General features: G+C 62.8%; 19 protein-coding genes. 10 read left to right on the top strand and 9 right to left on the bottom strand.

The features are described 5' to 3' along the window. Positions 1-51: 51 nt before the first annotated feature. Complete coding sequence (locus tag GFU70_RS10180; protein ID WP_003200138.1) at positions 52-381, bottom strand: hypothetical protein; 330 nt, start codon at positions 379-381, stop codon at positions 52-54. Between the two features lie 609 nt (positions 382-990). Further along, positions 991-2937, bottom strand: coding sequence for a DNA topoisomerase III (locus GFU70_RS10185; protein WP_153387961.1), 1947 nt, complete (start codon positions 2935-2937; stop codon positions 991-993). A 242-nt stretch (positions 2938-3179) separates the two neighbouring features. Between GFU70_RS10185 and GFU70_RS10190 the strand changes: the two genes are divergently transcribed. Then, complete coding sequence (locus GFU70_RS10190; protein ID WP_058545339.1) at positions 3180-3587, top strand: response regulator; 408 nt, start codon at positions 3180-3182, stop codon at positions 3585-3587. Between the two features lie 265 nt (positions 3588-3852). Here the strand turns inward: GFU70_RS10190 and GFU70_RS10195 are convergent, their stop codons facing one another. Both GFU70_RS10195 and GFU70_RS10200 read right to left on the bottom strand, forming a co-directional pair. Further along, positions 3853-5475: an MFS transporter gene (locus GFU70_RS10195; protein ID WP_116642759.1), complete on the bottom strand. Its 1623-nt coding sequence runs from the start codon at positions 5473-5475 to the stop codon at positions 3853-3855. Between the two features lie 206 nt (positions 5476-5681). Further along, positions 5682-7325 carry a GMC family oxidoreductase gene (locus tag GFU70_RS10200; RefSeq protein ID WP_153387962.1) on the bottom strand — a complete coding sequence of 548 codons (1644 nt, stop codon included), beginning with the start codon at positions 7323-7325 and terminating at the stop codon, positions 5682-5684. A 130-nt stretch (positions 7326-7455) separates the two neighbouring features. On the opposite strand from GFU70_RS10200, the gene GFU70_RS10205 reads away from it, so the two are divergent. The 7 genes from GFU70_RS10205 to GFU70_RS10235 all read left to right on the top strand — a co-directional run bounded on the left by GFU70_RS10205 (position 7456) and on the right by GFU70_RS10235 (position 17062). After that, positions 7456-8340, top strand: a complete 885-nt coding sequence (locus GFU70_RS10205; protein ID WP_053123328.1) for a LysR family transcriptional regulator — start codon at positions 7456-7458, stop codon at positions 8338-8340. 294 nt (positions 8341-8634) lie between these two features. Continuing rightward, on the top strand, positions 8635-9252 hold the full coding sequence (gene lexA / locus GFU70_RS10210; RefSeq protein WP_013692700.1) for a transcriptional repressor LexA: 618 nt from the start codon (positions 8635-8637) through the stop codon (positions 9250-9252). After that, on the top strand, positions 9252-9884 hold the full coding sequence (gene imuA, locus GFU70_RS10215) for a translesion DNA synthesis-associated protein ImuA (RefSeq protein WP_116642757.1): 633 nt from the start codon (positions 9252-9254) through the stop codon (positions 9882-9884). The genes lexA and imuA overlap by 1 nt, the downstream gene beginning before the upstream one ends. A 7-nt stretch (positions 9885-9891) precedes the next feature. Further along, entirely contained in the window at positions 9892-11313 is a 1422-nt protein-coding gene (locus GFU70_RS10220) for a Y-family DNA polymerase (RefSeq protein WP_153387963.1), read from the top strand. Further along, positions 11289-14387, top strand: a complete 3099-nt coding sequence (locus GFU70_RS10225) for an error-prone DNA polymerase (protein ID WP_193034288.1) — start codon at positions 11289-11291, stop codon at positions 14385-14387. Before GFU70_RS10220 ends, GFU70_RS10225 begins: the two co-directional genes overlap by 25 nt. 269 nt (positions 14388-14656) lie before the next feature. Continuing rightward, positions 14657-16768 (top strand): PAS domain-containing sensor histidine kinase, encoded by a 2112-nt coding sequence (locus tag GFU70_RS10230; RefSeq protein WP_153387965.1) that lies wholly within the window; start codon positions 14657-14659, stop codon positions 16766-16768. Positions 16769-16849: 81 nt separating this feature from the next. Further along, the gene (locus tag GFU70_RS10235) at positions 16850-17062 is read left to right on the top strand and encodes a hypothetical protein (RefSeq protein ID WP_413037915.1); all 213 of its coding nucleotides are present in this window, start codon (positions 16850-16852) and stop codon (positions 17060-17062) included. 49 nt (positions 17063-17111) lie between these two features. Here the strand turns inward: GFU70_RS10235 and GFU70_RS10240 are convergent, their stop codons facing one another. After that, entirely contained in the window at positions 17112-17633 is a 522-nt protein-coding gene (locus tag GFU70_RS10240) for a DUF4142 domain-containing protein (protein ID WP_153387966.1), read from the bottom strand. 217 nt (positions 17634-17850) lie between these two features. On the opposite strand from GFU70_RS10240, the gene GFU70_RS10245 reads away from it, so the two are divergent. Then, the gene (locus tag GFU70_RS10245; protein ID WP_153387967.1) at positions 17851-18087 is read left to right on the top strand and encodes a YdcH family protein; all 237 of its coding nucleotides are present in this window, start codon (positions 17851-17853) and stop codon (positions 18085-18087) included. Positions 18088-18298: 211 nt separating this feature from the next. Here GFU70_RS10245 and GFU70_RS10250 read toward each other — a convergent pair whose 3' ends face one another. The 4 genes from GFU70_RS10250 to GFU70_RS10265 form a co-directional block, all read right to left on the bottom strand. Then, the gene (locus GFU70_RS10250) at positions 18299-19162 is read right to left on the bottom strand and encodes a LysR family transcriptional regulator (protein WP_153387968.1); all 864 of its coding nucleotides are present in this window, start codon (positions 19160-19162) and stop codon (positions 18299-18301) included. Between the two features lie 63 nt (positions 19163-19225). After that, complete coding sequence (locus GFU70_RS10255; RefSeq protein ID WP_153387969.1) at positions 19226-20944, bottom strand: hydrogenase maturation protein; 1719 nt, start codon at positions 20942-20944, stop codon at positions 19226-19228. A gap of 214 nt (positions 20945-21158) precedes the next feature. Next, positions 21159-21473: an SCP2 sterol-binding domain-containing protein gene (locus GFU70_RS10260; protein WP_153387970.1), complete on the bottom strand. Its 315-nt coding sequence runs from the start codon at positions 21471-21473 to the stop codon at positions 21159-21161. 51 nt (positions 21474-21524) lie between these two features. Further along, positions 21525-22235, bottom strand: a complete 711-nt coding sequence (locus GFU70_RS10265) for a histidine phosphatase family protein (RefSeq protein WP_116642753.1) — start codon at positions 22233-22235, stop codon at positions 21525-21527. Between the two features lie 226 nt (positions 22236-22461). Between GFU70_RS10265 and sohB the strand changes: the two genes are divergently transcribed. Then, on the top strand, positions 22462-23493 hold the full coding sequence (gene sohB / locus GFU70_RS10270) for a protease SohB (protein ID WP_153387971.1): 1032 nt from the start codon (positions 22462-22464) through the stop codon (positions 23491-23493). Positions 23494-23588: the final 95 nt, after the last annotated feature.

A 23588-nucleotide genomic window follows, 5' to 3' on the forward strand; every position in this document is an offset into this window, starting at 1 on the left:
ACAAAAGGGCCCGCTCCTGATCCAGGAGCGGGCCCTTTTGTTTAGGACGTATCAGCAGAGGCGGTCGATGACCCGGACCTCAGAAGTGTTCTGCATCGACTGCCAGGCCTGGGTCAGCGTTTGCAGCACGCGACCGATGAAGTCTTTGTCGGCCGCGGCCTTCTTGCCAACGTAGCCCTGGCCGCGGCGGTACATCTTCAGCCGGGCACCCAGCTCTTGCGTGTTCTTTTCGAACTCGTCTTCGCGGGTGTAGGGCGACAGGCAGTCCATATGCACCTGGCCAGTCTTGCTGATCCACAGGATATGGCTGTCGAGCGTGTCCTTGTGTGCTGCGAATATGCGAGCCAGTTCATCAATAGATGGTTGATTATTCAGATTCATGTGTAAGCCCCTTGACCATTTGGTTGATCTGTCTGGTGGTTCGCAAAAACTTCGCTATTGGGTAAGTACCTGCCCAGTGCCTGCATGGCCAGCACCGAAACCAGGCCGTCAGCGTTCGTCCGCCTGACTTCGACGGGGTCGTGCATCGGTTGTGTAGTGTTATCGAAGGGCTGCTACGCAAATGCGCTACAACGAAGAGAAACAGCGAAGAATCTTCAGGCAGTGTCAACTTTCGAGGGTCGACCACGCGCGTCATGAGGATCTTCGCCGACGTTTCTCGTCCTTGTTACCGGACGGTCAGGCCAGGTCAGCACCTTCAATCTGCCTTGTGGGCAGTCCCTTATCCAAAAAACAGCTCGGCGGTCAGACGAGCTTGCTCAAACAGTTGCCTGTACTCCCGATCGGGGAGACGTCTGCATCATGCAAGGGCAAATCGGAGGCGTCAACGGTTTTGTAGTGATTATTTTTGGTCACTACATATTGTCGGACAAAACGGTTTGGGTATGAAAATTTGGCGAAGGCGCGGACTTATCTGTGGGAGCAAGGCCTTGCTCCCACAGATCCCTTCGCCACAGGGGGATTCTCACCACGTCATGGGTGAACCCATGTTCAGGTCGCCTTGGCCTTGCTCGCCTTGCGCGGTGCGCCGCCTGCCTTGCGCTTGGCCGGCTTGCGTTTGTTTTTCCACGGTGTAGCGCCGCGCCCGGCGGGGCTGGCCGGGCCGCTGATGGTCAGGCTCATGCCCTGGCAGCGGGCGACGTGCTTGCTCATCCAGGCGGCTTGCCGGGTCACGAATTCTTCCAGGCTCATTTCGCCGCTTTGCACCATGTCCAGCGCCTGTTCCCAGATGGCTGTGGTGCCCGGGTCGGCGATGGCCCGGGGCACGGCGTCGATCAGGCTGAAGGCCGCCGGGGTGGCGGACAGCGCCTTGCCGTTTTTCACCAGGTAGCCGCGGTCAAGCAGCCCCTGGATGATTGAGGCCCGGGTCGCTTCGGTGCCGATGCCGGTGGTGTCCTTGAGCTTTTGTTTGAGCAGCGGATCCTCCACCAGTTTGGCGACGTTCTTCATCGCCTTGATCAGGTCGCCTTCAGTGAACGGCTTGGGCGGTTGGGTCCACAGGTCCTTGGGTTTCACCTCGTCTACGGCGCAATCGCGACCTTCGCTCAGTGCCGGCAGGGTCTGCGGCACCGGTGCTTCACGGCCCCTTGCCGGCGCCAGGGCTTCGGGCAGGGCGCGTTTCCAGCCGGGTTCGACGATCTGCTTGCCCACGGCACGCAGCGCTTGGCCGGCGCAGTCGAAGTCGGCCTGGGTCCGGTCGTATTCGTGGTTGGGCAGGAACTGCGCCAGGTAGCGCGCGCGAATCAGCGTATAGACGGCGCGCTGCTTGCCGGCGAGTTTGTCGAGGTTCCGGGCGGCGGCGGTGGGAATGATGCCGTGGTGAGCGCTGACCTTGGCGTCGTTCCAGGCCCGGGACTTGCGTTGCGGCTGCAGGTGCTCGCGCAGCGGTGCAAGGCTCGGGTCGGCCTGGGCGAGGGCGGCCAGGATGGCCGGGGCTTCGCTGTGCTGGCTCAAGGGCAGGAAACCGCAATCGCTGCGTGGGTAGGTGATGAGCTTGTAGGTTTCGTACAGCGACTGGGCAATGTCCAGGGTTTCCTGGGCGCCAAGGCCGAGTTTCTTCGAGCAGACTTCCTGCAATGTGCCCAGGTCGAAAGGCAGCGGCGCCGCTTCGCGCAGGCGCTCGGTACGCACCTTCAGCGTCCGGGCGGTGGCGGCATTGCTCATGGCTTGGGCGGCATCCCGGGCCAGGGCCTGGTTCAGGCAACGCTCCTGGTCGTCGCAGGCGTCCGGATCGGCGCGCCACTGGGCGGTGAACGCCGTGCCTTCGTGGCTTAGCTGCACGTCGATGGCCCAATAGGCGACCGGCACGAAGTCGGCGATGCTGCGGTCGCGGTCCACCACCAGGCGCAGTGTTGGTGTTTGCACGCGGCCTACCGGCAACACGCCCTGGTAACCGGACTGGCGTCCCAGCAGGGTGAACAGGCGACTCATGTTCATGCCGATCAGCCAGTCGGCTCGGGAACGGCCCAGGGCCGAGTGATACAAGTTGAAGGTTTCGGCCCCCGGCTTGAGGGCGGCCAGGGCCTTGCGGATCGATGCTTCGTCCAGGGCCGAGAGCCATAGCCGCCGGATCGGCCCGCGATAACGGCAATGTTCCACCAGCTCCCGGGCGATCATTTCACCTTCACGGTCGGCGTCGGTGGCGATCACCAATTCCTTCGCTTCCCCCAGCAGGCGCTTGACCGCCTTGTACTGGCTGGCGGTTTTCGGCTTGACGGTCATTTTCCATTGCGCCGGCACGATGGGCAGGTCGGCCAGTACCCAGCGCTTGTAGCGCGCGTCGTAGGCGTCGGGCGGGGCGGTTTCCAGCAGGTGGCCGATGCACCAGGTGACCGTGATGCCAGGGCCCAGCCAGCAACCGTCGCCACGGCGCGTAGCACCGAGCACAGCGGCGATGTCCTTGGCCTGGGACGGTTTTTCACACAGGTACAGCTGCATAGCGCCCTTTTCCTGAAGCAGATTTCATGGGGCTGTAGCATGGTCATGGATGCGCGCCAGGGCAAGTTTTATCTGTATGGATATACAGATAAAAAGCGTTGCGCTGCGTTACCAAGGGCCTCTGGCGTGACGTTCAGCGGCCTGTTGGCACGCAGAATGAATTTCTCGCAGGGGTATCGCTCATAACTTCAAGGCGGTTGCTACCGCAAAGAAGGTTTATGAGGTCAAGGAGAGTCACTTTCATGAATTCGATGCCAAATGGCAACGGCCAGGCGACTACACGTTTGATTCTCGTTGTGGAAGATGATCCAACCATCCTGGAGTTTCTCTGCGAGATCCTTGAGGAAGAAGGGTTCGTCGTGGAGCCTCGGGAGAGCGCCGATGCGGCGCTGACGTTTCTCGAAGAGAGCGCCCATTACGTCGACCTGTTGCTCACGGATATCACCATGCCCGGCAAGATCGATGGCGCGGACCTGGCCAACTTGACCGGAGACCGCTGGCCGCAGATACCGTTGCTGATCATGTCCGGCTTCGAAACGCCGGAAAGCGCTGGAATCAAGCACCACGCTTCGTTCATCGCCAAGCCCTGGGCGCTGGGACAGATGCTGGACCTGGTGGAAAGCACGGTGAAAGGTCACCAGGCCCACTGAGGGTTTGATCTGAGCAACGTTATGGCTCCTGCGGGGCTCTGGGCTCTGGAGCTGTGTAGGAGCTGGCGAAGCCTGCGATCTTTTGATCTTTTGATCTTTCGCTTGAGACTCAAGTGTCTTTGGAAAGATCGCAGCCTCGTTGCACTCGACAGCTCCTACACAGCTTCTACGCGGCTTCTACGCAGCTTCTACGCGGCTTCTACGTAGCTTCTACGTGGCTTCTACGTCGCTTACGGGCTTGGTCCGGTGGGAGCAAGCGCCAACCTCAGTTTTTATCCAGGTCCACGTTCCGGGTTTCCCGCAGGCAGATCATGCCCACCACCAGGCTCACCCCGGTGATTACCACCGGGTACCACAGCCCATAGAAGATATCCCCGGTGTAGACCACCAGGGCAAACGACACGGTGGGCAGGAAACCGCCGAACCAGCCGTTGCCGATGTGATAGGGCAGGGACATGGAGGTATAGCGAATGCGGGTCGGGAACAGTTCGACCATCAACGCTGCCAGCGGTCCGTAGCACATCGCCGAGATGATGATCAGGGCCACGATCAGCGCAACAATCATCGGTCGGTTGATCTGCTGGGTATCGGCCTGCTGTGGATAGCCTGCCAGGGTCACGGCGCCGCGCAGGGCCGCTTCGTCGTAGCCGTCGATCTTCACGTCACCGATGTTGACCTGCACGGAACTGCCGGCCGGAGCCGCAACGCTGCTGTAGGGCAGGCCCTGCTTGACCAGGAAGGTCTTGACCTTGTCGCAAGGGCTGTCGAAACGCGCCTTGCCCACCGGGTCGAACTGGAAGGTGCAGGTGGCCGGGTCGGCGACCACGGTGATCGGTGCCTGGCGGCTCGCCAGGTCGATGGCCGGGTTGGCGTAGTGGGCCAGGGTCTTGAAGATCGGGAAGTACAGGGCGGTGGCCAGCAGCAGGCCGATCATCAGCACCGGTTTGCGCCCGACCTTGTCCGACAGCCAGCCGAAAAAGATGAAGAACGGTGCGCCGATCACCACGCTGACAATCAGCAGGCTGTTGGCCAGGGCCGGGTCCATCTTCAGGAACTGGGTGAGGAAAAACAGCACGTAGAACTGCGCGGCGTAGAAAGTCACCGCTTGCCCGGCGTTGATGCTGAACAGGGCGATCAGCACCACCTTGAGGTTCTCCCATTTGCCGAAGGATTCGCGGATCGGCGCCTTGCAGCATTTGCCTTCTTCTTTCATTTTCAGGAAGGCCGGCGACTCATGCAGGCTCAGGCGAATCCAGGTGGAGATGCCCAGCAGCAGGATCGACAGCAGGAACGGAATGCGCCAGCCCCAGACTTCGAACTGATCGCCGGTGAAGTAGCGGCAGCCCAACACCACCAGCAGCGACAACAACAGCCCCAGGGTGGCGGTGGACTGAATCCAGCTGGTATGGAAGCCGCGCTTGCCCATTGGCGCGTGTTCGGCGACGTAGGTCGCCGCGCCGCCGTACTCACCGCCCAGGGCCAGGCCTTGGAGCATGCGCAATGCCACCAGGATGATCGGTGCAGCGATGCCGATGCTGGCGTAGTTGGGCAGCAGGCCGACGCAGAACGTCGCCAGGCCCATCAGTACGATGGTCGCCAGGAACGTGTACTTGCGCCCGATCATGTCCCCCAGCCGGCCGAACACCAGAGCCCCGAATGGCCGCACGATGAAACCGGCGGCGAACGCCATCAGGGCGAAGATGAACGCGGTGGTGTCGTTGACCCCGGCAAAGAACTGCTTGCTGATCACCGCCGCGAGGGCGCCATAGAGGAAAAAGTCGTACCACTCGAACACCGTCCCCAGGGACGAGGCGAAGATGACTTTCTGGGTTTCCTGGCTGGTGCCGACGCTGCGCGTGGCTTCCAGGGGCTGAACATGCTCGGACATAGCGGTATCCCTCACAGTGATTGTTTTTGTTGTTCCACTGCGACGCCGGGTGAGGCGTCTCCTGATTTGATACGTTCCTTTTGCTTACACACATTCCCTGTGGGAGCGGGCTTGCTCGCGAAGGCGGTGTGCCAGTCGACATCATCGTCAGCCGACACACCGCTTTCGCGAGCAAGTCCACTCCCACAGGGGGACTTACTTGTTTTTCAGACCGTGGCCGGCTCCTTTTGGGGCGTAGTGATTCTTGTGTCGGCCTCAAGCATCATCTGCGCCGCTTTCTCGGCAATCATCAACGTCGGCGAGCAGGTGTTACCCGAGGTGATGCGCGGCATGATCGAGGCGTCGGCAATGCGCAGGCCCTTGATGCCGTGCACGCGCAGTTGCGCATCCACCACCGCGTCGTGGTCCTGGCCCATGCGGCACGTGCCCACCGGGTGGAAAATCGTCGTGCCGATGCGGGCGGCGGCCTGGTGCAACTCCTCTTCGGTTTGCAGGCTGGGCCCCGGCAGGTATTCCACCGGTTTGAACGCGCTCAGGGCCGGGGCCGCGACGATGCGTCGGGTCAGGCGGATGGCGTCGGCGGCGACCCGCAGGTCTTCGGGATGGCCCAGGTAATTGGGCTGGATCAGCGGCGCTTCGCGCGGGTCGGCTGAACGAATGTCCACCCGGCCACGGCTTTGCGGGCGCAGGTCGCAGACCGATGCGGTGAACGCCGGGAAGCTGTGCAGCGGTTCGCCGAAGCGTTCCAGGGACAACGGTTGCACGTGGTATTCGAGGTTGGCCGAGGGCTGTTCCGGGCCCGAGCGGGCGAACGCGCCGAGTTGGCTGGGGGCCATGGACAGCGGGCCGCTGCGGTCGTACAGGTAGCGCAGGCCCATGCCCATTTTGCCCCACAGGGTGCCCGCGATCTGGTTCAGGGTGCGGGCGTTTTCCAATTGGTAGATCAACCGCAGTTGCAGGTGGTCCTGCAAGTTGCCGCCGACACCGGGCAGCTCATGGGTCACGCCGATGCCCAGGCGTTGCAGCAGGCTGCGCGGGCCGATCCCGGAACGTTGCAGGATCCCCGGCGAACCCACGGCCCCGGCGCACAGGGCAATTTCCTTGCGGGCCTTGAAGGTCATGCCCTTGCCTTGCCAGCGCGCGCTGACGGCGTGGGCGCGGTCGTCACGCAGCAATACGCGGTCGACCTCGACGTCGGTCAGCACCGTGAGGTTGGCGCGTTGGCGAACCGGCTTGAGAAACGCCTTGGCCGCGTTCCAGCGCACCCCGGCTTTCTGGTTGACCTGGAAGTAGCCGCAGCCTTCATTGTCGCCGCTGTTGAAATCATCGACGTTGGGGATGCCGCTCTGTTCGGCGGCGCTGCGGAAGGCATCGAGAATCGGCCATGACAGGCGCTGGCGTTCGACCCGCCATTCCCCACCGGCGCCGTGAAATTCGGACGCGCCGGCAAAGTGGTTTTCGCTTTGCCGGAACAGCGGCAGCACGTCTTTCCAGGCCCAGCCAGCATTGCCCTCGGCAGCCCAGCCGTCGTAGTCCGCCGCCTGGCCGCGCATGTAGATCATGCCGTTGATGGAGGAGCAGCCACCCAGGACCTTGCCGCGAGGGTAGCTCAAGGCGCGGCCTTGCAGGCCCGGTTGCGCTTCGGTCTTGAAGCACCAGTCGGTGCGTGGGTTGCCGATGCAGAACAGGTAGCCGACCGGGATGTGAATCCACGGATAGTTGTCGCGCCCGCCGGCTTCGAGCAGCAGCACCCGGTGTTGCGGGTTGGCCGAAAGCCGATTGGCCAGCAAGCATCCGGCAGGGCCGGCGCCCACGATCACATAATCGTATTCATCGACGACAGGTTGCATTCGCGACCTCATTTTTGTTTTTGTGGGATCCATCCTAGTTGTTAGTTTTCGTCAAAAGAATGTTAGTTTTTGCGCAGCGGCTGTGCGTTTATAAACAGTCATGCCTTCAGGCGTGTTCAAGGATCGCCTCATGTTCGACTGGAATGACCTGCGCTATTTCCTGGAACTGCAACGCAGCGGCCGTTTGCTGACGGCTGCACGGCGCCTGAACACTACCCACGCCACCGTGGCCCGGCACATCGAGGCCATCGAGAAAAGCCTGGGCACCGCGCTGTTTGTCCAGCATGCCCAGGGCTATGAGTTGACCCCGGCGGGCGAGACGCTGCTCAAGCACGCCGAAGCCATGGAGAACGTAGCGTTGCTGGCCCAGGAGGACATCACCCAGTCCAGTGCGCCCCTGGGCAAGATCCGCCTGGGGGTGACCGAGGGGCTGGGCATCATGTTCCTCGCCAGTCGCATGGACGGGTTGTTCCAGCGCTATCCGGGGCTGGAAGTGGAACTGGTGGCAGTGCCGCGATTTGTCAGCATCCTCAACCGTGAGGCGGAAATCAGCATCCACCTCGAACGCCCGGCGGCCGACCTGCTGGTCACCCGCAAACTCACCGACTACAGCCTGGCGCTGTACGCCAGCCAGGCCTACCTGGACCGCTCGCCAGCGCTGCGCAGCCGCGAGGACCTGGCCCGTCATGCCTGGATCGGCTATGTCGACGACCTGCTGTTCAGCCAGGAACTGATGTTCCTCAACAGCTTTTGCCGCAACCCCCGCGTGGTGTTCCACAGCACCAGCGTCATCGCCCAGCAACAGGCCGCGCGCTCGGGCCTTGGGATCGCCGTGCTGCCGTGCTACATGGCCAGTGGCGACCCGACGTTGGTGCCGCTGCTGCCGGACGAAACCATCCGCCGCAGCTACTGGATCAGCACTCGCCGCGAACTGCACAAGTCCGTACGACTGCGGGTGCTGTGGGATTACGTGGTGCAGTTGTGCGAGCGGGAGCAGGGACTGCTGTTGCCCTGAGCAAACACATCTGTTTGGGCTGAGAAAACCTGTGGCCAGGGATTGTTCCCGCTGGGCTCTATAGGCGCTGGCGAAGCCTGCGATCTTTTGTTTTTGATCTTTCTCTTGCGACTCAATTGTCCGGGGCAAGATCGCAGCCTCGTTGCACTCGTCAGCTCCTACACAGCTCCTACACAGTTCAGGCTCGCCATATCCCACTAAACCCGGTGGGAGTGAGCCTGCTCGCGATGCGGCGGTCGTTTCACCTGTGAACTGACTGGCGGCGCTTGTCAGAAAAATCCCGAAAGAGTACAAATGTACTCCATGACGACTCTCACCCCCCGCCGTACCGCCATCCTGACTTTCATCCGCGAACGCATCGCCGATCAGGGCCAGCCTCCCAGCCTCGCTGAAATCAGCGAGGCGTTCGGTTTTGCCTCCCGCAGTGTGGCGCGCAAGCATGTGCTGGCGCTGACCGAAGCCGGTTTCATCGAGGTCAATCCGCACCAGGCCCGGGGCATTCGCTTGCTGAACCAACCACCACGGCCCGAGCTGCTGGACGTGCCGGTGCTGGGGCGAGTGGCCGCCGGGCTGCCGATCGGCGCCGACGCCGAGGTCCACAGCCGACTGATGCTGGACCCGGCGATTTTTACCAAGGCGCCGGATTACCTGCTGCGGGTCCAGGGCGATTCGATGATCGAGGACGGCATTCTCGACGGTGACCTGGTGGGTGTGCAGCGCACGCCGCAGGCCGCCAACGGCCAGATTGTCGTGGCGCGCCTGGACGGCGAAGTCACCATCAAGCGCTTCGAGCGCATCGGCGAGCGGGTGCGCTTGCTGCCGCGCAATCCGGCCTACCAGCCGATCATCGTCGAGGCCGACCAGGACCTGGCGATAGAAGGGGTGTTCTGTGGCTTGGTGAGGCAAGGCTGATGGGCGCTGTCGTTGCGCTGGACACGCTGTTCAACGGCGGCCAGGTCTGGAAGGGCCGGCCTGCGCCGCCAGCCGCCAGCCCGCAACCCACCGGCCATGGGGCACTGGACGCGGCGTTGCCCAGTGGTGGCTGGCCGGAAGCGGCGTTGACGGAACTGCTCATCGCCGCGCCGGGCGTGGGTGAGTTGCAACTGGTGTGGCCGACCCTGGCGCGGCTGTCGGCGGCGGGGGAGCGGATCGTGCTGGTGGCACCACCGTTCGTGCCCTATCCCCAGGCCTGGCAGAACGCTGGCATCGACCTGCAACAGTTGTCGGTGATCCGCGCCGATGAACGCGATGCCCTGTGGGCCACCGAACAATGCCTGCGTTCGGGCAGTTGTGGCGCGGTCCTGTGCTGGCCCCACCAGGCGGATGACCGGGCCTTGCGCCGCTTGCAAGTGGCAGCGGAAACCGGCCAGACCCTGGCGTTCGCCTGGCGCTCGATCCAGGAAGCCATCAACCCGTCGCCGGCGGCTCTGCGCATCGCCATCGATACCCGGCCGGCGCAATTGCGCGTGCTCAAGTGTCGGGGCGGGCTGGCCCGTTCGGCGCCGATTGCCTTTGCCACGCTCGCCCCACAAACCGGGCATTGAGGTTGCGATGCGCTGGGTCTGTATTCTCTTCCCGCAATTGGCGCTGGACGCCGCGCTGCGTCAGCGCCCCGATCCCGACCAGCCCCTGGCATTGCTGACCGGTCCGGCCCAGCGTCGGGTGCTGCAAGCGGTGAATGCGCCGGCACGGGCCCTGGGCTTGCGTCCCGGCCAGACCATGACCGCCGCCCAGGCCTTGAGCAAAGGCTTTGCCACCGCCGAATACGACGTGGCGCAAATCGAACACTGGCAACAGTTCCTGGCAGCCTGGGCCTACCGTTTCAGCTCCCAGGTCAGTTTGCATTACCCGCGTACACTGCTGTTCGAGATCGAGTCGAGCCTGGGCCTGTTCGGACCCTGGCCGGTGTTCGAGGCGCGCTTGCGGGCCGAGCTGACCGAGCTGGGCTTTCGTCATCGCATCGTCGCAGCCCCCAATCCGGTGGCGGCGCGGGTGTTGGCCAATGCCTATGACGCCCTGGTGGTGCCCGACGCCGAGACCTTGCAACAATGCCTGGGAGACATGCCCGTGGAGCGGATCGGCCTGGAACCCGAGGTCGCCACGGCGCTGTCGCGCATGGGCCTGCGCCGCCTGAGCCAGGTCCAGGCCTTGCCCCGGCAGACCCTGGCACGGCGTTTCGAGGCCCAGGTGCTCAAGCACCTCGACGCGTTGACGGGCAGTCGCACCCTGGCGCTGTCGTTCTACCTGCCGCCAGACCGTTTCGATGTGCGCATCGAACTCAACTATGACGTGCAATCCCATCAGGCGCTGCTGTTCCCATTGCGCCGCTTGACCGGTGACCTGTCGGCCTTCCTGTGCGGACGCGACAGCGGCGTGCAGCGCTTCGACCTGCACCTGGAGCACGCCGGTTTGCCGGACACGCTGATCAAGGTCGGCCTGCTCAGCGCCGAACGGGATCCTGCGATGCTTTTCGAACTGGCCCGCGGTCGCTTGGAGCAGGTGCAGGTCGCGGCCCCGGTACGGGGTTTTCGCTTGTGTGCCGAGGACCTGCCGAGTTTCGTGCCCCAGCGCCTGGAGCTGTTCGACGAGCGCCCACAACAGTCTTTGCCCTGGGAGCAACTGCGCGAACGGCTGCGGGCGCGGTTGGGGGATGACGCGGTGCAGGGCCTGGGGTTTCGCGATGACCATCGACCTGAATGCGCCTGGCAAATGACGGCCCAACCCCGGCCCCAGGCCTGTCCGGTGCGCGCTGGCGTGCAACGTCCCGGCTGGCTGCTGAATGAGGCCCAGGTGCTGCCGGACAGCCAGGCGCGAATCCTCATGGGCCCGGAACGCATCGAGACTGGCTGGTGGGACGGTGCCGATGTACGCCGCGACTACTACCTGGTCGAAACCCGCAACGGACAACGAGGCTGGGCCTATCGACCGGTGGGCGAGGGCGGGCCGCTGTGGCTGCAGGGCTGGTTCGCATGAGCGTTGAGTATGCCGAGCTGCATTGCCTGTCGAACTTCAGCTTCCAGCGCGGAGCCTCCAGTGCCCTGGAGCTGTGCCGTCGCGCCAGACAGCAGGGCTATCAGGCCCTGGCGATCACCGACGAATGCACTTTGGCCGGAATCGTCCGGGCCTGGCAGGCGGCCAGGGAGCTGGAGCTGCAACTGATCATCGGCAGCGAAATCCAGGTCGAAAACGGCCCGAAGCTGGTGTTGCTGGTGGAAAACCTGCAGGGCTATCAAGCCTTGTGCCGGCTGATCACCCGCGCCCGGCGTCGCAGCGAGAAGGGTCACTATCGCATCGTGCGAGAGGACTTCGACCAGCCCTTGCCGGGGCTGCTGGCGTTGTGGATAGCCGAGGGCAAAGACGCCGAGGAGCACGGCCGTTGGCTCCGGTCGATCTTTGCCGGGTGCCTATGGCTGACGGTCCAGTTGCATTGCGCACAGGACGACCGCCGCCGGTTGGCAGACTCGTTGGCGCTGGCCGAGCGCTTGGATCTTCCAGCCGTGGCCAGTGGTGATGTGCACATGCACGTGCGCGGCCGTCGTGCCTTGCAGGACACCATGACCGCCATCCGTCACCACGTCCCGGTGGCCGAGGCCGGCCAGCGCCTGCACCCCAACGGCGAGCGTCACTTGCGCAGCCGCAAGGCTCTGGCCGATCTCTACCCGCGGGCCTTGCTCGACGAAACCCTGAACATCGCCCGGCGTTGCACCTTCGACTTGGGTCAACTGCGCTATCAATACCCCCGCGAGTTGGTGCCCGAGGGGCATGATCCGGCGTCCTGGCTGCGGGAACTGACCGAGCGCGGCATGCGCGAGCGGTGGAAGGATGGCGTGACAGACAAAGTGCGGGCACAGATCGACAAGGAGCTGAGCCTGATCGCCGAGCTGGGTTATGACAGCTATTTCCTCACCGTACAGGACATCGTCAGCTTCGCCCGCAGCCGCCATATCCTTTGCCAGGGGCGTGGTTCGGCGGCCAACTCGGCGGTGTGCTACGCCCTGGGTATCACCGAGATCGATCCCAGCCTTACCAACCTGTTGTTCGAACGCTTCCTGTCCCGGGAGCGCAACGAGCCGCCGGACATCGACGTCGATTTCGAACATGAGCGTCGCGAGGAAGTGCTGCAGTACGTGTTCCAGCGCTACGGTCGTCATCGAGCGGCGTTGACGGCGGTGGTCAGCAGTTACCACGGCGCCGGGGCGGTGCGCGATGTGGCCAAGGCCCTGGGCTTGCCGACGGATCAGGTCAACGCCCTGGCCGATTGCTGTGGCCGCTGGAGCGACGAGGCGCCGCCAGTGGAGCGCTTGCGTGAAGGCGGCTTCGACCCGGACAGCCCGGTGTTGCGCCGAGTGCTGGGCCTGACCCAGCAACTGATCGGTTTTCCCCGGCATTTGTCCCAGCACCCTGGCGGCTTCGTGATTTGCGAGCAGCCCCTGGACACCCTGGTGCCGGTGGAAAACGCCGCCATGGCCGAACGCACCATCATCCAGTGGGACAAGGACGACCTGGACGCGGTCGGGTTGCTCAAGGTGGACATCCTGGCCCTGGGCATGCTCAGTGCGATTCGTCGCTGTTTCGACCTGATCGAGCACTACCGGGGGCAGCGCTATGCCTTGGCGTCGTTGCCCCAGGAGGATCCGGCGACCTACGAGATGATCAGTCGCGCCGACACCATCGGTGTGTTCCAGATCGAGTCCCGGGCGCAGATGTCGATGTTGCCTCGGCTGAGACCCCAGACGTTCTACGATTTGGTCATCGAAGTGGCGATCGTGCGGCCCGGGCCGATCCAGGGGGGGATGGTGCATCCATACCTGCGGCGCAGAAACAAAGAAGAGGCGGTGACTTATCCCTCTGAAGCGCTGGAAGAAGTGCTCAACCGCACCCTGGGTGTCCCCTTGTTCCAGGAGCAGGTCATGCAGATCGCCATTGTCGCGGCCGATTACACCCCAGGTGAAGCCGACCAGTTGCGTCGCTCCATGGCTGCCTGGAAACGTCACGGTGGGTTGGAGCCCCATCGGGAACGCCTGGCGCAGGGGATGAAGAAAAACGGCTATACCGCTGAATTCGCCGCGCAAATCTTCGAACAGATCAAAGGCTTCGGCAATTACGGTTTTCCCGAATCCCACGCCGCCAGTTTCGCCTTGCTGACCTACGCCAGCAGTTGGCTCAAATGCCACGAACCGGCGGCGTTCGCCTGTGCCTTGATCAACAGTTGGCCCATGGGGTTCTACAGTCCGGACCAGATCCTCCAGGATGCCCGCCGGCATCAACTGTCGATCCGCCCGGTGGACGTGCGCGCCAGCGATTGGGATTGCAGTCTCGAACCCATGGAGGGCCGACAACCAGCGATCCGCATGGGGCTGCGCATGGTCAAGGGTTTTCGCGAAGAGGATGCCCGTCGTATCGAAGCGGCCCGCCAGCATCGGCCCTTCAGCGACGTGGCCGACTTGGGCGAGCGCGCGCAGCTCGATGCCCGGGCCCAGGCGCAACTGGCCGACGCGGGCGCCTTGCAGGGCTTGGCCGGTGATCGTCATCGTGCCCGCTGGGAAGTGGCCGGGGTGCAGAAGCAACTGGGTTTGTTCGCCGGTTTGCCCAGCCAGGAGGAACCCCCCGTGGCCCTGCCAAAACCCACGCTGGGGGAAAACCTGTTTGCCGATTACGCTACGCTCGGCACGACACTGGGCCCTCATCCGCTGGCCCTGTTGCGCCCCGAACTGCGCGCCCGGCGCTGCCGCAGCTCACGGGAGCTGCAGGCGGTGGAGCATGGCCGCAACGTCAGCGTCGCCGGCCTTGTCACCGGCCGCCAACGCCCGGGCACGGCCAGCGGTGTGACCTTCGTCACCCTGGAAGATGAATTCGGCAACCTCAACGTGGTGGTCTGGCGCGACTTGGCCGAGCGCCAGCGCAAGACCTTGGTAGGCTCGCAATTGCTCAGGGTCGACGGGCGCTGGGAAAGCGTCGGCGAGGTCCGCCACTTGATCGCCGGGCGCCTGAGCGACCTGACCGAGTTGTTGGCGGGTATCCAGGTGCATAGCCGTGATTTCCGCTAGACAACACTACCCCCCGTGGCGAGGAGATGTGTAGGAGCTGTCGAGTGCAACGAGGCTGCGATCTTGTCCCAGGCAATTGAGTCGCAAGCGAAAGATCAAGATCAAAAGATCGCAGGCTTCGCCAGCTCCTACAGGGCCAAGCAGGAGTAATCTCTGGCCACAGGGATCGTGCGCATGAAACCAAACGCCAACCCAGCGCTCGAAGCTCTGATCGCAAGGGATTTGTGTCTGCCGACTCCCTGCAGGCGTTTTGAGGTTCAGAATTGACCATGCAGTTTCTATCCCAAAATCACGGGTGCCCTGGATGGGGCGGTGAAATGGCCGGGCGTATCCGGGCGTTCGATTGGAGCAGGACCGAGTTGGGCGCCATCGAGCACTGGTCCGCCAGCCTGCGCAGCGCCGTCCAATTGTTGCTGGCTTCGCCCCTGCCGATGGTGATGTTGTGGGGCCGTCAGGGCTTCATGATCTACAACGATGCCTATGCCGAGTTCGCTGGTGGCCGCCATCCTTACCTGCTGGGGTGCGCGGTGGAGTTGGGCTGGCCGGAGGTCGCCGAGTTCAATCGACATGTGCTGGACGTCTGCCTGGCCGGTGGCACCTTGTCCTACCGCAGCAAAGAGCTGGTCCTGCTGCGCGATGGCAAGCCTGAAGATGTGTGGATGGACCTCTATTACAGCCCGGTGCCCGATGACGACCAGTCCCCGGCGGGCGTGTTGGCGATTGTGGTGGAAACCACCGAGCACGTGTTGACCGAGCGCGCCCGGCAAGAGGCCGAACGCAGTTACCGAGCCGTCAATGAACGCATCCAGTTGGCCCTCTCGGCCGGACCGTTGCTGGGGTCGTTCGTCTGGGACATCCAGGCCGACACGCTGTCGGGCGATGAGCGTTTCGCCCGTACCTTCAACTACCCGCCAGACTGTTCGCTGGACGCACTGCCCATGGAAATTGCCCGCCAGCGCATCCACGCCGATGACCTCGAAGAGGTCAACCAGCGGGTCGAACTGACCTTGCGCACGGGCATCCCCTACAGCGCTGAATATCGGGTACGCGGCGTGGGCGGTGATTACCTGTGGGTGCTGGCCAGCGGTCGCTGCGAATTCGATGCCACGGGCAAGCCCCTGCGTTTTCCAGGTGTGCTGATTGACATCAATGAACGCAAGACAGCCGAAGCGTCGCTGCTCAAATTCACCCGCGACCTGGAACAGCGAGTCGCCGACGAGGTGCAGGCGCGGCTGGCAGCGGAAGAGCAGTTGCGTCAGTCGCAAAAGCTCGAGGCCATTGGCGGTCTCACTGGCGGCGTGGCCCATGACTTCAACAACTTGCTGCAAGTGATTGCCGGCAACCTGCACTTGCTGGCTCGCCACGAGCCGGATAACGCCAACGTGCAGCGGCGGGTCAGTGCCTCCATCGAAGCCGTGGAGCGGGGCGCCAAGTTGTCATCGCAATTGCTGGCTTTTGCCCGGCGCCAGCCATTGTCACCGGCGGTCTACAACCCGCGACGCATCTACGATGGCATGGGTGAACTGCTGCAACGGGCCTTGGGCGAAACCATCCAGATTGAAATGAGCCTGCCCCAGGAGCCCTGGTGCATCCACGTCGATCGCAATCAATTGGAAAACGCCCTGTTGAACCTGGCGATCAATGCTCGCGATGCCATGGGCGGCGAGGGCATCATCCGCCTGATCGGGGAGAACATCGCGCTCGATGAAGCGTTCTGTGCCGGCAAGGGGATCTCGGCCGGCGACTATGTCCGGCTGTCGGTGATCGACCGCGGTGCCGGCATGCCGCCCGACATCCTGAAGCAGGTGTTCGAACCGTTTTTCACCACCAAGACCGATGGCCAGGGCACCGGGCTTGGACTGAGCATGGTGTTCGGGTTCGTCAAGCAGAGTGGCGGCCATATCGAGATCTCCAGTGACTTGGGCGAGGGCACGCGAGTACGGATGTATTTCCCTCGAAGCCTTGCGCCCGAAGCGGGGGAAACCAAGCAACACGACGTGCTTCAGTCCGGCAGGCAAGAGACGATTTTGGTGGTGGAGGACAACGAAGAGGTGCGCAGCGCGTCGGTGGAACTGCTGGAGCAGTCCGGTTATCGGACCCTCACGGCCGCCAACGGCGATGAGGCGATGAAGTTGCTAATGGAAGGCATCTCGGTCGACCTGATCTTCACCGACGTGGTCATGCCCGGTCTGATCAAGAGCTCCGACCTGGCCGCCTGGGCCAAGGTGCAGAAACCGCCGGTCCCGGTGCTGTTCACCTCGGGGCATACCCGGGACATCATCTCCCGCAACCATCAACTGAGCCCCGATACCCATTTGTTGAGCAAACCCTACGGCCCGGACGCGCTGACCCGGATGGTGAGGAACGTGCTCGGTGGCTGATCGCCGCGCAGCAAACAAATGGAACCGAAGCCGTTGCGTCACCTTCGAATGTTCAAGACCGGTCATCCATCCGGCCCTGCCATGAACGAGGTGCCTATGAACGACGATCCAGCAAACACCCAGCCAGTCCGCCCTGCCGGGACGGACCAGGCTCAGAGCGCCGCCACGGAGGTCGATCAGAAGAATCGTCATCGGGACAATGACAACACCTTCAGCCCCGGGTTCAAGCCTGATCCGGATCGGCCGAAATCTGGCGAGGATACTGACGCTGATATCGACACCGATGGTGGCTAGCCTATAAAAAGCCCCGTTTTCTTTTTAGAACGGGGCTTTTTATATTTCGCTACTTGCTTGGATGCGCAGCCTGAAGTTTCTTGGCGGCTTCCAGGTGCTGTTGCAGGTCTGGCAGCATCTTCTGGGCGAACGCCTTGAGTTCGGTATTGCCAGCCTTCTTGTCGTCGGTGACGGTCTCGGCTTCTTTCTTGAACAGGGCGATGGTTTCTTCGTGGGCCTTGACCTGGTTGTCGGCGTAGGCTGCATCGAAGGATTCGTCGCGCATGTCGAGAATTTTCTCCTTGGCCTGCTTCACCAGCGTGGTGTCGTCGGGTACTTCGATGTCATGTTTTTGCGCCAGGGCTTTCAGCTCTTCGTTGGCCTTGGTGTGGTCGGCGATCATCTTGTTGGCGAATTCCTTGATGTCCGCCGATTGGCTTTTTTCCAAGGCCAGTTTGCTGGTCTCGATTTCTGCAATGCCACCGGCCGCCGCGTTGTCGACAAAGTCGTTGGAAGTCGCGGCCCATGCCATGCCCATGCTGCTACTCAAGGCAACTGCCAGGCCGAGTTGACGCAGGGTAGATCTGTCCATAGGTAAGTCTCCACACAGGTTGAACGAGCGATTCTTGTCGCCTCTGTTCAATGGAGGGCGACGCACCGGCAAAGGTTTGATCGCCAATCGATCCGGTACGACGAACGGTCTCCGCTGGTCGGATTGGCGGTCGACAGAACCCTGTCGAGGAGGCCATCCTGATAATCGACGGGCGCCGCAAGGGCGTCTGCCACCGACCCATCGAAGGAGGTGTTCCATGCCGGTGTCCCACGATTTGTGCCAGGATCTCAAATGCACAAAAGACCACATCCAGCAAAAACGCAGCGAGAATCCAAGGCTCGACTCGTTACTTCAAAAATACTCCCAACTTGATGCCGAGGTGGTCGAAGCCGAAAAACCGTCCACCGGCGCGCTGTCCGACGATGCTTTGGAGACGCTCAAGAAGAAGCGATTGCTGGTCAAGGACGAGATCGTGGATCAGATGCAGCGGTAGTGCGAAGGGCTTTTGTGGCGAGGGAGCTTGCTCCCGCTGGGCCGTAGGAGCTGTCGAGTGCAACGAGGCTGCGATCTTTGCCCGAACACTTGAACCTCAAGCGAAAGATCAAAAGATCGCAGCCTTCGGCAGCTCCTACCACAACCTAGCGGGAGCAAGCTCCCTCGCCACGACAGGTCCTCATTCCAGGCAAGTCTTGCCTCACCGATTGTCAGGTCAGTGGGTCCCAGCGCTGCGACCAGTCGCTGCCGGTCTTGACGATTTCTCGCAATACCTCGAACGCTTGCTGCAACGCCGCTGAATCCCGATCGCGGGAGTAGACCAGATAGGTGGGGTAGTTGAACTCCGGTGCCTTGGGCACCCGTTCCAGGATGCCGCTGTCCAGGTAGCTCTGCACGACCCGGGTGCGGAAGTAGCCGCTGCCGCCATTTTCCAGGATGTACTGCAGGGCCAGCGGGCCGAGGTTGAAGGCCACGGCGGCCTTGGCCTTGTCCGGTAGCGCGGTGTCGTGTTGGCGACGGAAATCAGCACTCCAGTCGATGTACGCGTAGGGCTCGGGACGAGTGGCCAGGCGTACCAGGATGAGTTTTTCTTCCAGCAGTTGTTCTACCTGCAGGCGCGGCCAGTATTCGGGTTGATACACCACCGCCGCGTCCAGCAGACCCAGCTCCAGCTGTTGCAGCAGTTTCTCGCCGTCGCGGATGTCCATGCGCAGGGCATGACCGGGAATTTTCTGGCGCAGCTCGCCGGCCCAGGCGAGCATCAAGGGATTGCACAGGCTGACCTCGCCCCCCAGGTGCAAGACGTTGCGATAGCCCTCGGGCAGTGGCAGGTCCCGGCGGGCCGCTTCCCAGGTCTGCACGAGCTGGTTGGCGTAGACCACGAACGCCTCGCCGTCGCTGGTCAAGCGCGCGCCGGCACGGTTGCGTACGAACAGCGCGCAGCCGAGCTGGCTTTCGAGCTTCTGGACCCGGGCGGTGATCGCCGTCTGGGTCACGTGCAGCTTTTCGGCGGCCGCAGCGAGGCTGCCGTGGCGGACGATTTCCAGGAAGGTGCGGGCGAGGTCGATGTCCATGTTCAGGCCGATGCGGGGGAAGCGGGCATTGTAAGAGCTGCCGCGCCTCCCCGATACCGCGCATTATTGGACGGCTTGGGCCTGTGCTGTTCGCGCCCAAGGGGCGACCAGGCGTTCTGGCGTGCGGCAGGCCTTGTGCTTGAAGACGAAACCACGGCACTTGTCGGCGAAGCCATGGCGATTGTCCACCATGTCATGTCGCATCTGTGCGAGCTCACCATCGCGGCACGCCTGAATCGCTGACAGGCTCCGTTCGGCCTTGCGAGCCCGGATGCTTTCATAGGTCGGATCGAGCAGCGCACCGTTGGCCCGTTGCAGCAGCCACAGGCCGAACTCGTCGGGGCAGCGCGGTCCGATCTCCTGGACCATGCCATAGCGCAACGCCTGGAGGGCGCTGATCGGCAGGCAGTCCTGGGTGAGTTTCCAGGCCATGTCCGGGCCAACCGCGCGGGGCAGGCTGTAGGTCCAGTATTCAGAACCGTACAGGCCCATGGTCGCGTAGTGCGGGTTGAGCACGATGTCACGGCGCGCCAGGACGATATCGGCTGCCAGGGCCAACATCACACCGCCGGCCCCGGCGTTACCCGTCAGGCCGCTGACCACCAGTTGCCGTGCGTTGAACAACTCAAGGCAAACGTCATCGATGGCCTGTATGTTGGCCCAGGCCTCCAGCCCGGGTTCGGTGGCGGCCTGGATAACATTCAGGTGCACGCCGTTGGAAAAACTGCCGCGCCCGCCGCGGATCAACAGCACCTGGGTGTCCCGGGACTTGGCCCAGCGCAATGCCGCCACCAGGCGTTGGCATTGCTCAGTGCTCATCGCCCCGTTATAGAACTCGAACGTCAACTCCCCCACATGGCCGCACTCGCGGTAGCGAATGGGCTGGTAAGGCTCATCGCTGAACGGCTGGCGGGCCAGGGAACCGTCGAGCACCGGGACGCCTTCGAGGCGGTTCGACAGTACATGGCGCGCCGGACGCTTGAAGGTCTGTTCGCCGGGCTGCGGCTTGCGGCGCAGGGCGCCGATCCACAGGCTTGCATCCCCTGTCGCCACCAGCACCGCATCGTCACGCACCGCCAGCAGTTCGCCGGGCAGGCCGTGACGAACGTCCGGATGGGCGTCGTACAGGTAAAACTGCTCGCCGGCCAGGCTTGCCAGCACTCCGGGTTGACCGTCGGCGGCATCGATGCAGCGTTTGATGAAGCCGGTGCTGTCGTGCCAGCTGAAGGTGCGATGGGCCTGGGTCATGTTCGGTTGCAGGCGTCCGACCACGTCATGACGGCCATAGTCCAGTGGCACCGGGATGAAACCGTCGAGGTATTTTTCCACGACCTCGCGGATGCAACGAATGGCCGCATCGCTGACCGGGCCGTTATACAGCTCGGATTTGCGCAGGCCTTGGGGCAGGTCGAATTCGCAAGTGGCCCAGACTGGGCCGGCGTCCATCTCCTCTACCGCCTGCAACGCCGTGACCCCCCAGCGCTCGGGCTGCCGAGTGATCGCCCAGTCCAGGGCGCTGGCGCCGCGGTCGCCAACAATTGCGGGATGAATGATCACCACCGGGCGCCGCGGGTTGCGCCATAACTGCTCGGGAACGCGGTCCTTGAGAAACGGACAGATCACTAGGTGGGCGCCGCTTTCTTCGATTTGCCGGCAGACCGAGTCCGGATCGGTGAACAGCACGACGCTGGGGCGATAGCCGGCCTCGCGCAGGTCCAGCCAGACGCGTTGGGTCAGGCCGTTGAAGGCGCTCGACAGCAAAATGATTTTCAGTGTGGGCATGAGTCTCTTCCGTGAGATGAGCAGGCGCCGGCTCCCGATGAGCCGTCCCTGGCTTGATGGAAGCGCTACGTTAGCGGTTGGAGGATGAGCGGGAACTGACAGGGGTCAAGGTTGTGAGTGCAACGCAGAATCAGGTGGGGTAAAAACACGAATCCCGCCACGGGGGCGGGATTCGTTTGCAATCAAAAGGTTCGCGAAGAAGGCGAACTCAATCTCAGGCTGGGAACAGCTCGGACAGTTTCATGGCCAGCATCATGTCGCCTTCGGCGCGCAGCTTGCCGCCCATGAACGCCTGCATGCCGTCGGTGCTGCCGTCGACGATGCCTTGCAGGGTTTCGCCGTCCATCACCAGGGTCACCTGGGCGTCCGGGTTTTCACCTTCCTGCAGTTCGCAGGTGCTGTCCTTGACGATCAGCGAGAAGTTCTTGGTATCGTCGATGCGGAAACCGAATACCAGGTCCAGGCCGGCAGCGGCGGCTGGGTTGAACTTGGCTTTCATGGCTTGTACGACGTCGGCTACGGAGGTCATGGTTTCGATCCTTATTTGGGTGGTACAGCAAGGGTCTACAGTAATCCGGACTCAGCGAAAGGTGATGAGGTCCGGGGCCTTCAGCAGTTGCAGGTGGGCATGGCTGTTGAAGGAAGCCAGGGCCACCTCGCGGCCCCTGAATTTCAGGTGGTTGAGCGAGGTGTTGACGATTTGCCAGTTCAGTTCGAAGGCCTGTGGGGCCGGTATCTGGGTGATCAGGTGAAGCAGGGCGGTGATGGTGCCGCCGGAGGTGAACACGGCGATCTTATGGGTGTTGTCGGCTTGCTCCAGGATGCGCTGCAGGCCCGCCTGGACCCGTTCGACGAAACCCTGCCAGCTTTCCAGGCCCGGCGGGTCATATCGACCGCTGAGCCAGCGCTCGATGATCAGTGCGAAGATGCGCTGGAATTCGGCGCGGTTCTGCGCAGCGTTGCGCAGGATATGCAGCGCCTCGGGTTCCTGGGGGAGCATGTCCGGCAGCAGGGCGCGAATGACCGCGTCGGCATCGAACTCGTTGAACGCGGCGTCGATTTCCAGCCCGGGAACCGGTAACCCGGCGGCGGACATCTGGCCCAGCGCGCCGATGGCGGTATCCTGTTGGCGACGCAGGTCACCCGAGAGGCAGCGATCGAATACGACACCGAGCTGCGCCAGGTGGCCGCCGAGCACTTGCGCCTGGCGCACGCCATTGGGCGAAAGGACATCGTAGTCGTCCGCACCAAAGGAGGCCTGGCCATGTCGAATCAGATAGATACTGCCCACGTCCGCGTCATCCCGGTACGTTGAAGGTTTGGCGAGGTTATGGGGATGGCGGTGAGCTGTCAATGAAAAAACATACGCTTGTTTGAAATGCCCGTTGCAGCCTTGCCCTGTCTCGCTCGCGTTTAGGTAACCAGCGGTTTCATGGCTGGTCGCGACGCAGGCGCATGGGTATGCTGGGGCCGTTACGCGCCTGCGTTCAGTGGCGCATTGCATTTAAGGAGTTGCTGTGGAGTTTTTCATCGAGTACGCCGGTTTCCTGGCCAAGACCGTGACGTTGGTGATCGCCATCCTGGTGGTGCTGGCCAGTTTTGCGGCGCTGCGCAGCAAGGGGCGACGCAAGTCGACCGGCCAGTTGCAGGTGAGCAAACTCAACGATTTCTACAAAGGGCTGCGTGAGCGCCTGGAACAGACGCTGCTGGACAAGGATCAGCTCAAGGCCCTGCGCAAGGCCGAGGGCAAGGCTGAAAAGGCCGGAAAGAAAAACAAGGACAAGCCGGCGGCCAAGCCCCGGGTGTTCGTGCTGGATTTCGACGGCGACATCAAGGCCTCGGCCACCGAGAGCCTGCGTCATGAAATCACTGCGCTGCTGACCCTGGCGACGCCGAAGGATGAAGTGGTGCTGCGCCTGGAAAGTGGCGGCGGCATGGTCCACAGCTACGGCCTGGCTTCGTCGCAGTTGGCGCGGATCCGTCAGGCCGGCGTGCCGTTGACGGTCTGCATCGACAAGGTCGCGGCCAGCGGCGGCTACATGATGGCGTGCATCGGTGAGAAGATCATCAGCGCTCCCTTCGCGATCCTGGGTTCCATCGGCGTCGTCGCGCAGTTGCCCAACGTCAACCGGCTGCTGAAGAAGCACGACATCGATTTCGAAGTGCTGACGGCCGGCGAATACAAACGCACGTTGACGGTGTTCGGTGAAAATACCGAGAAGGGCCGGGAGAAATTCCAGGAAGACCTGGACATCACCCATGAGCTGTTCAAGAACTTCGTGTCCAACTACCGCCCGCAACTGGCCATTGATGAAGTGGCAACCGGTGAAGTCTGGTTGGGTGTCGCGGCGCAGGGCAAGGGCTTGGTGGACGAGTTGAAAACCAGCGATGAGTACCTGGCCGAACGGGCCAAGGGTGCCGAGTTGTACCACCTGCACTACGCCGAACGTAAAAGCCTGCAGGAACGTATCGGCATGGCGGCCAGCGGTTCGGTGGATCGCGTGCTGCTCAATTGGTGGAGTCGGCTGACCCTGCAGCGGTTCTGGTAATTCGGGGATGGGTATTCACCACTAAACCCTGTGAGAGCGAGCCTGCTCGCGATAGCGGCGGCACATCCAGCATCCTCTGTTCAGACACACGGCCT

The organism is Pseudomonas brassicacearum (genome assembly GCF_009601685.2).
GTDB classification, from domain to species: Bacteria; Pseudomonadota; Gammaproteobacteria; order Pseudomonadales; family Pseudomonadaceae; genus Aquipseudomonas; species Aquipseudomonas kilonensis_B.

Bases quoted from the DNA above. Each gene is read 5' to 3' on its own strand.
- GFU70_RS10260 (WP_153387970.1), bottom strand. From the start codon at position 21,473: ATGACCTCCGTAGCCGACGTCGTACAAGCCATGAAAGCCAAGTTCAAC.
- lexA (WP_013692700.1), top strand. From the start codon at position 8,635: ATGTACTCCATGACGACTCTCACCCCCCGCCGTACCGCCATCCTGACT.
- GFU70_RS10180 (WP_003200138.1), bottom strand. From the start codon at position 381: ATGAATCTGAATAATCAACCATCTATTGATGAACTGGCTCGCATATTC.
- GFU70_RS10200 (WP_153387962.1), bottom strand. From the start codon at position 7,325: ATGCAACCTGTCGTCGATGAATACGATTATGTGATCGTGGGCGCCGGC.
- GFU70_RS10195 (WP_116642759.1), bottom strand. From the start codon at position 5,475: ATGTCCGAGCATGTTCAGCCCCTGGAAGCCACGCGCAGCGTCGGCACC.
- GFU70_RS10255 (WP_153387969.1), bottom strand. From the start codon at position 20,944: ATGCCCACACTGAAAATCATTTTGCTGTCGAGCGCCTTCAACGGCCTG.
- GFU70_RS10205 (WP_053123328.1), top strand. From the start codon at position 7,456: ATGTTCGACTGGAATGACCTGCGCTATTTCCTGGAACTGCAACGCAGC.
- GFU70_RS10240 (WP_153387966.1), bottom strand. From the start codon at position 17,633: ATGGACAGATCTACCCTGCGTCAACTCGGCCTGGCAGTTGCCTTGAGT.
- GFU70_RS10220 (WP_153387963.1), top strand. From the start codon at position 9,892: ATGCGCTGGGTCTGTATTCTCTTCCCGCAATTGGCGCTGGACGCCGCG.
- GFU70_RS10250 (WP_153387968.1), bottom strand. From the start codon at position 19,162: ATGGACATCGACCTCGCCCGCACCTTCCTGGAAATCGTCCGCCACGGC.
- GFU70_RS10230 (WP_153387965.1), top strand. From the start codon at position 14,657: ATGCAGTTTCTATCCCAAAATCACGGGTGCCCTGGATGGGGCGGTGAA.
- GFU70_RS10245 (WP_153387967.1), top strand. From the start codon at position 17,851: ATGCCGGTGTCCCACGATTTGTGCCAGGATCTCAAATGCACAAAAGAC.
- GFU70_RS10190 (WP_058545339.1), top strand. From the start codon at position 3,180: ATGAATTCGATGCCAAATGGCAACGGCCAGGCGACTACACGTTTGATT.
- GFU70_RS10235 (WP_413037915.1), top strand. From the start codon at position 16,850: ATGAACGAGGTGCCTATGAACGACGATCCAGCAAACACCCAGCCAGTC.
- imuA (WP_116642757.1), top strand. From the start codon at position 9,252: ATGGGCGCTGTCGTTGCGCTGGACACGCTGTTCAACGGCGGCCAGGTC.
- GFU70_RS10185 (WP_153387961.1), bottom strand. From the start codon at position 2,937: ATGCAGCTGTACCTGTGTGAAAAACCGTCCCAGGCCAAGGACATCGCC.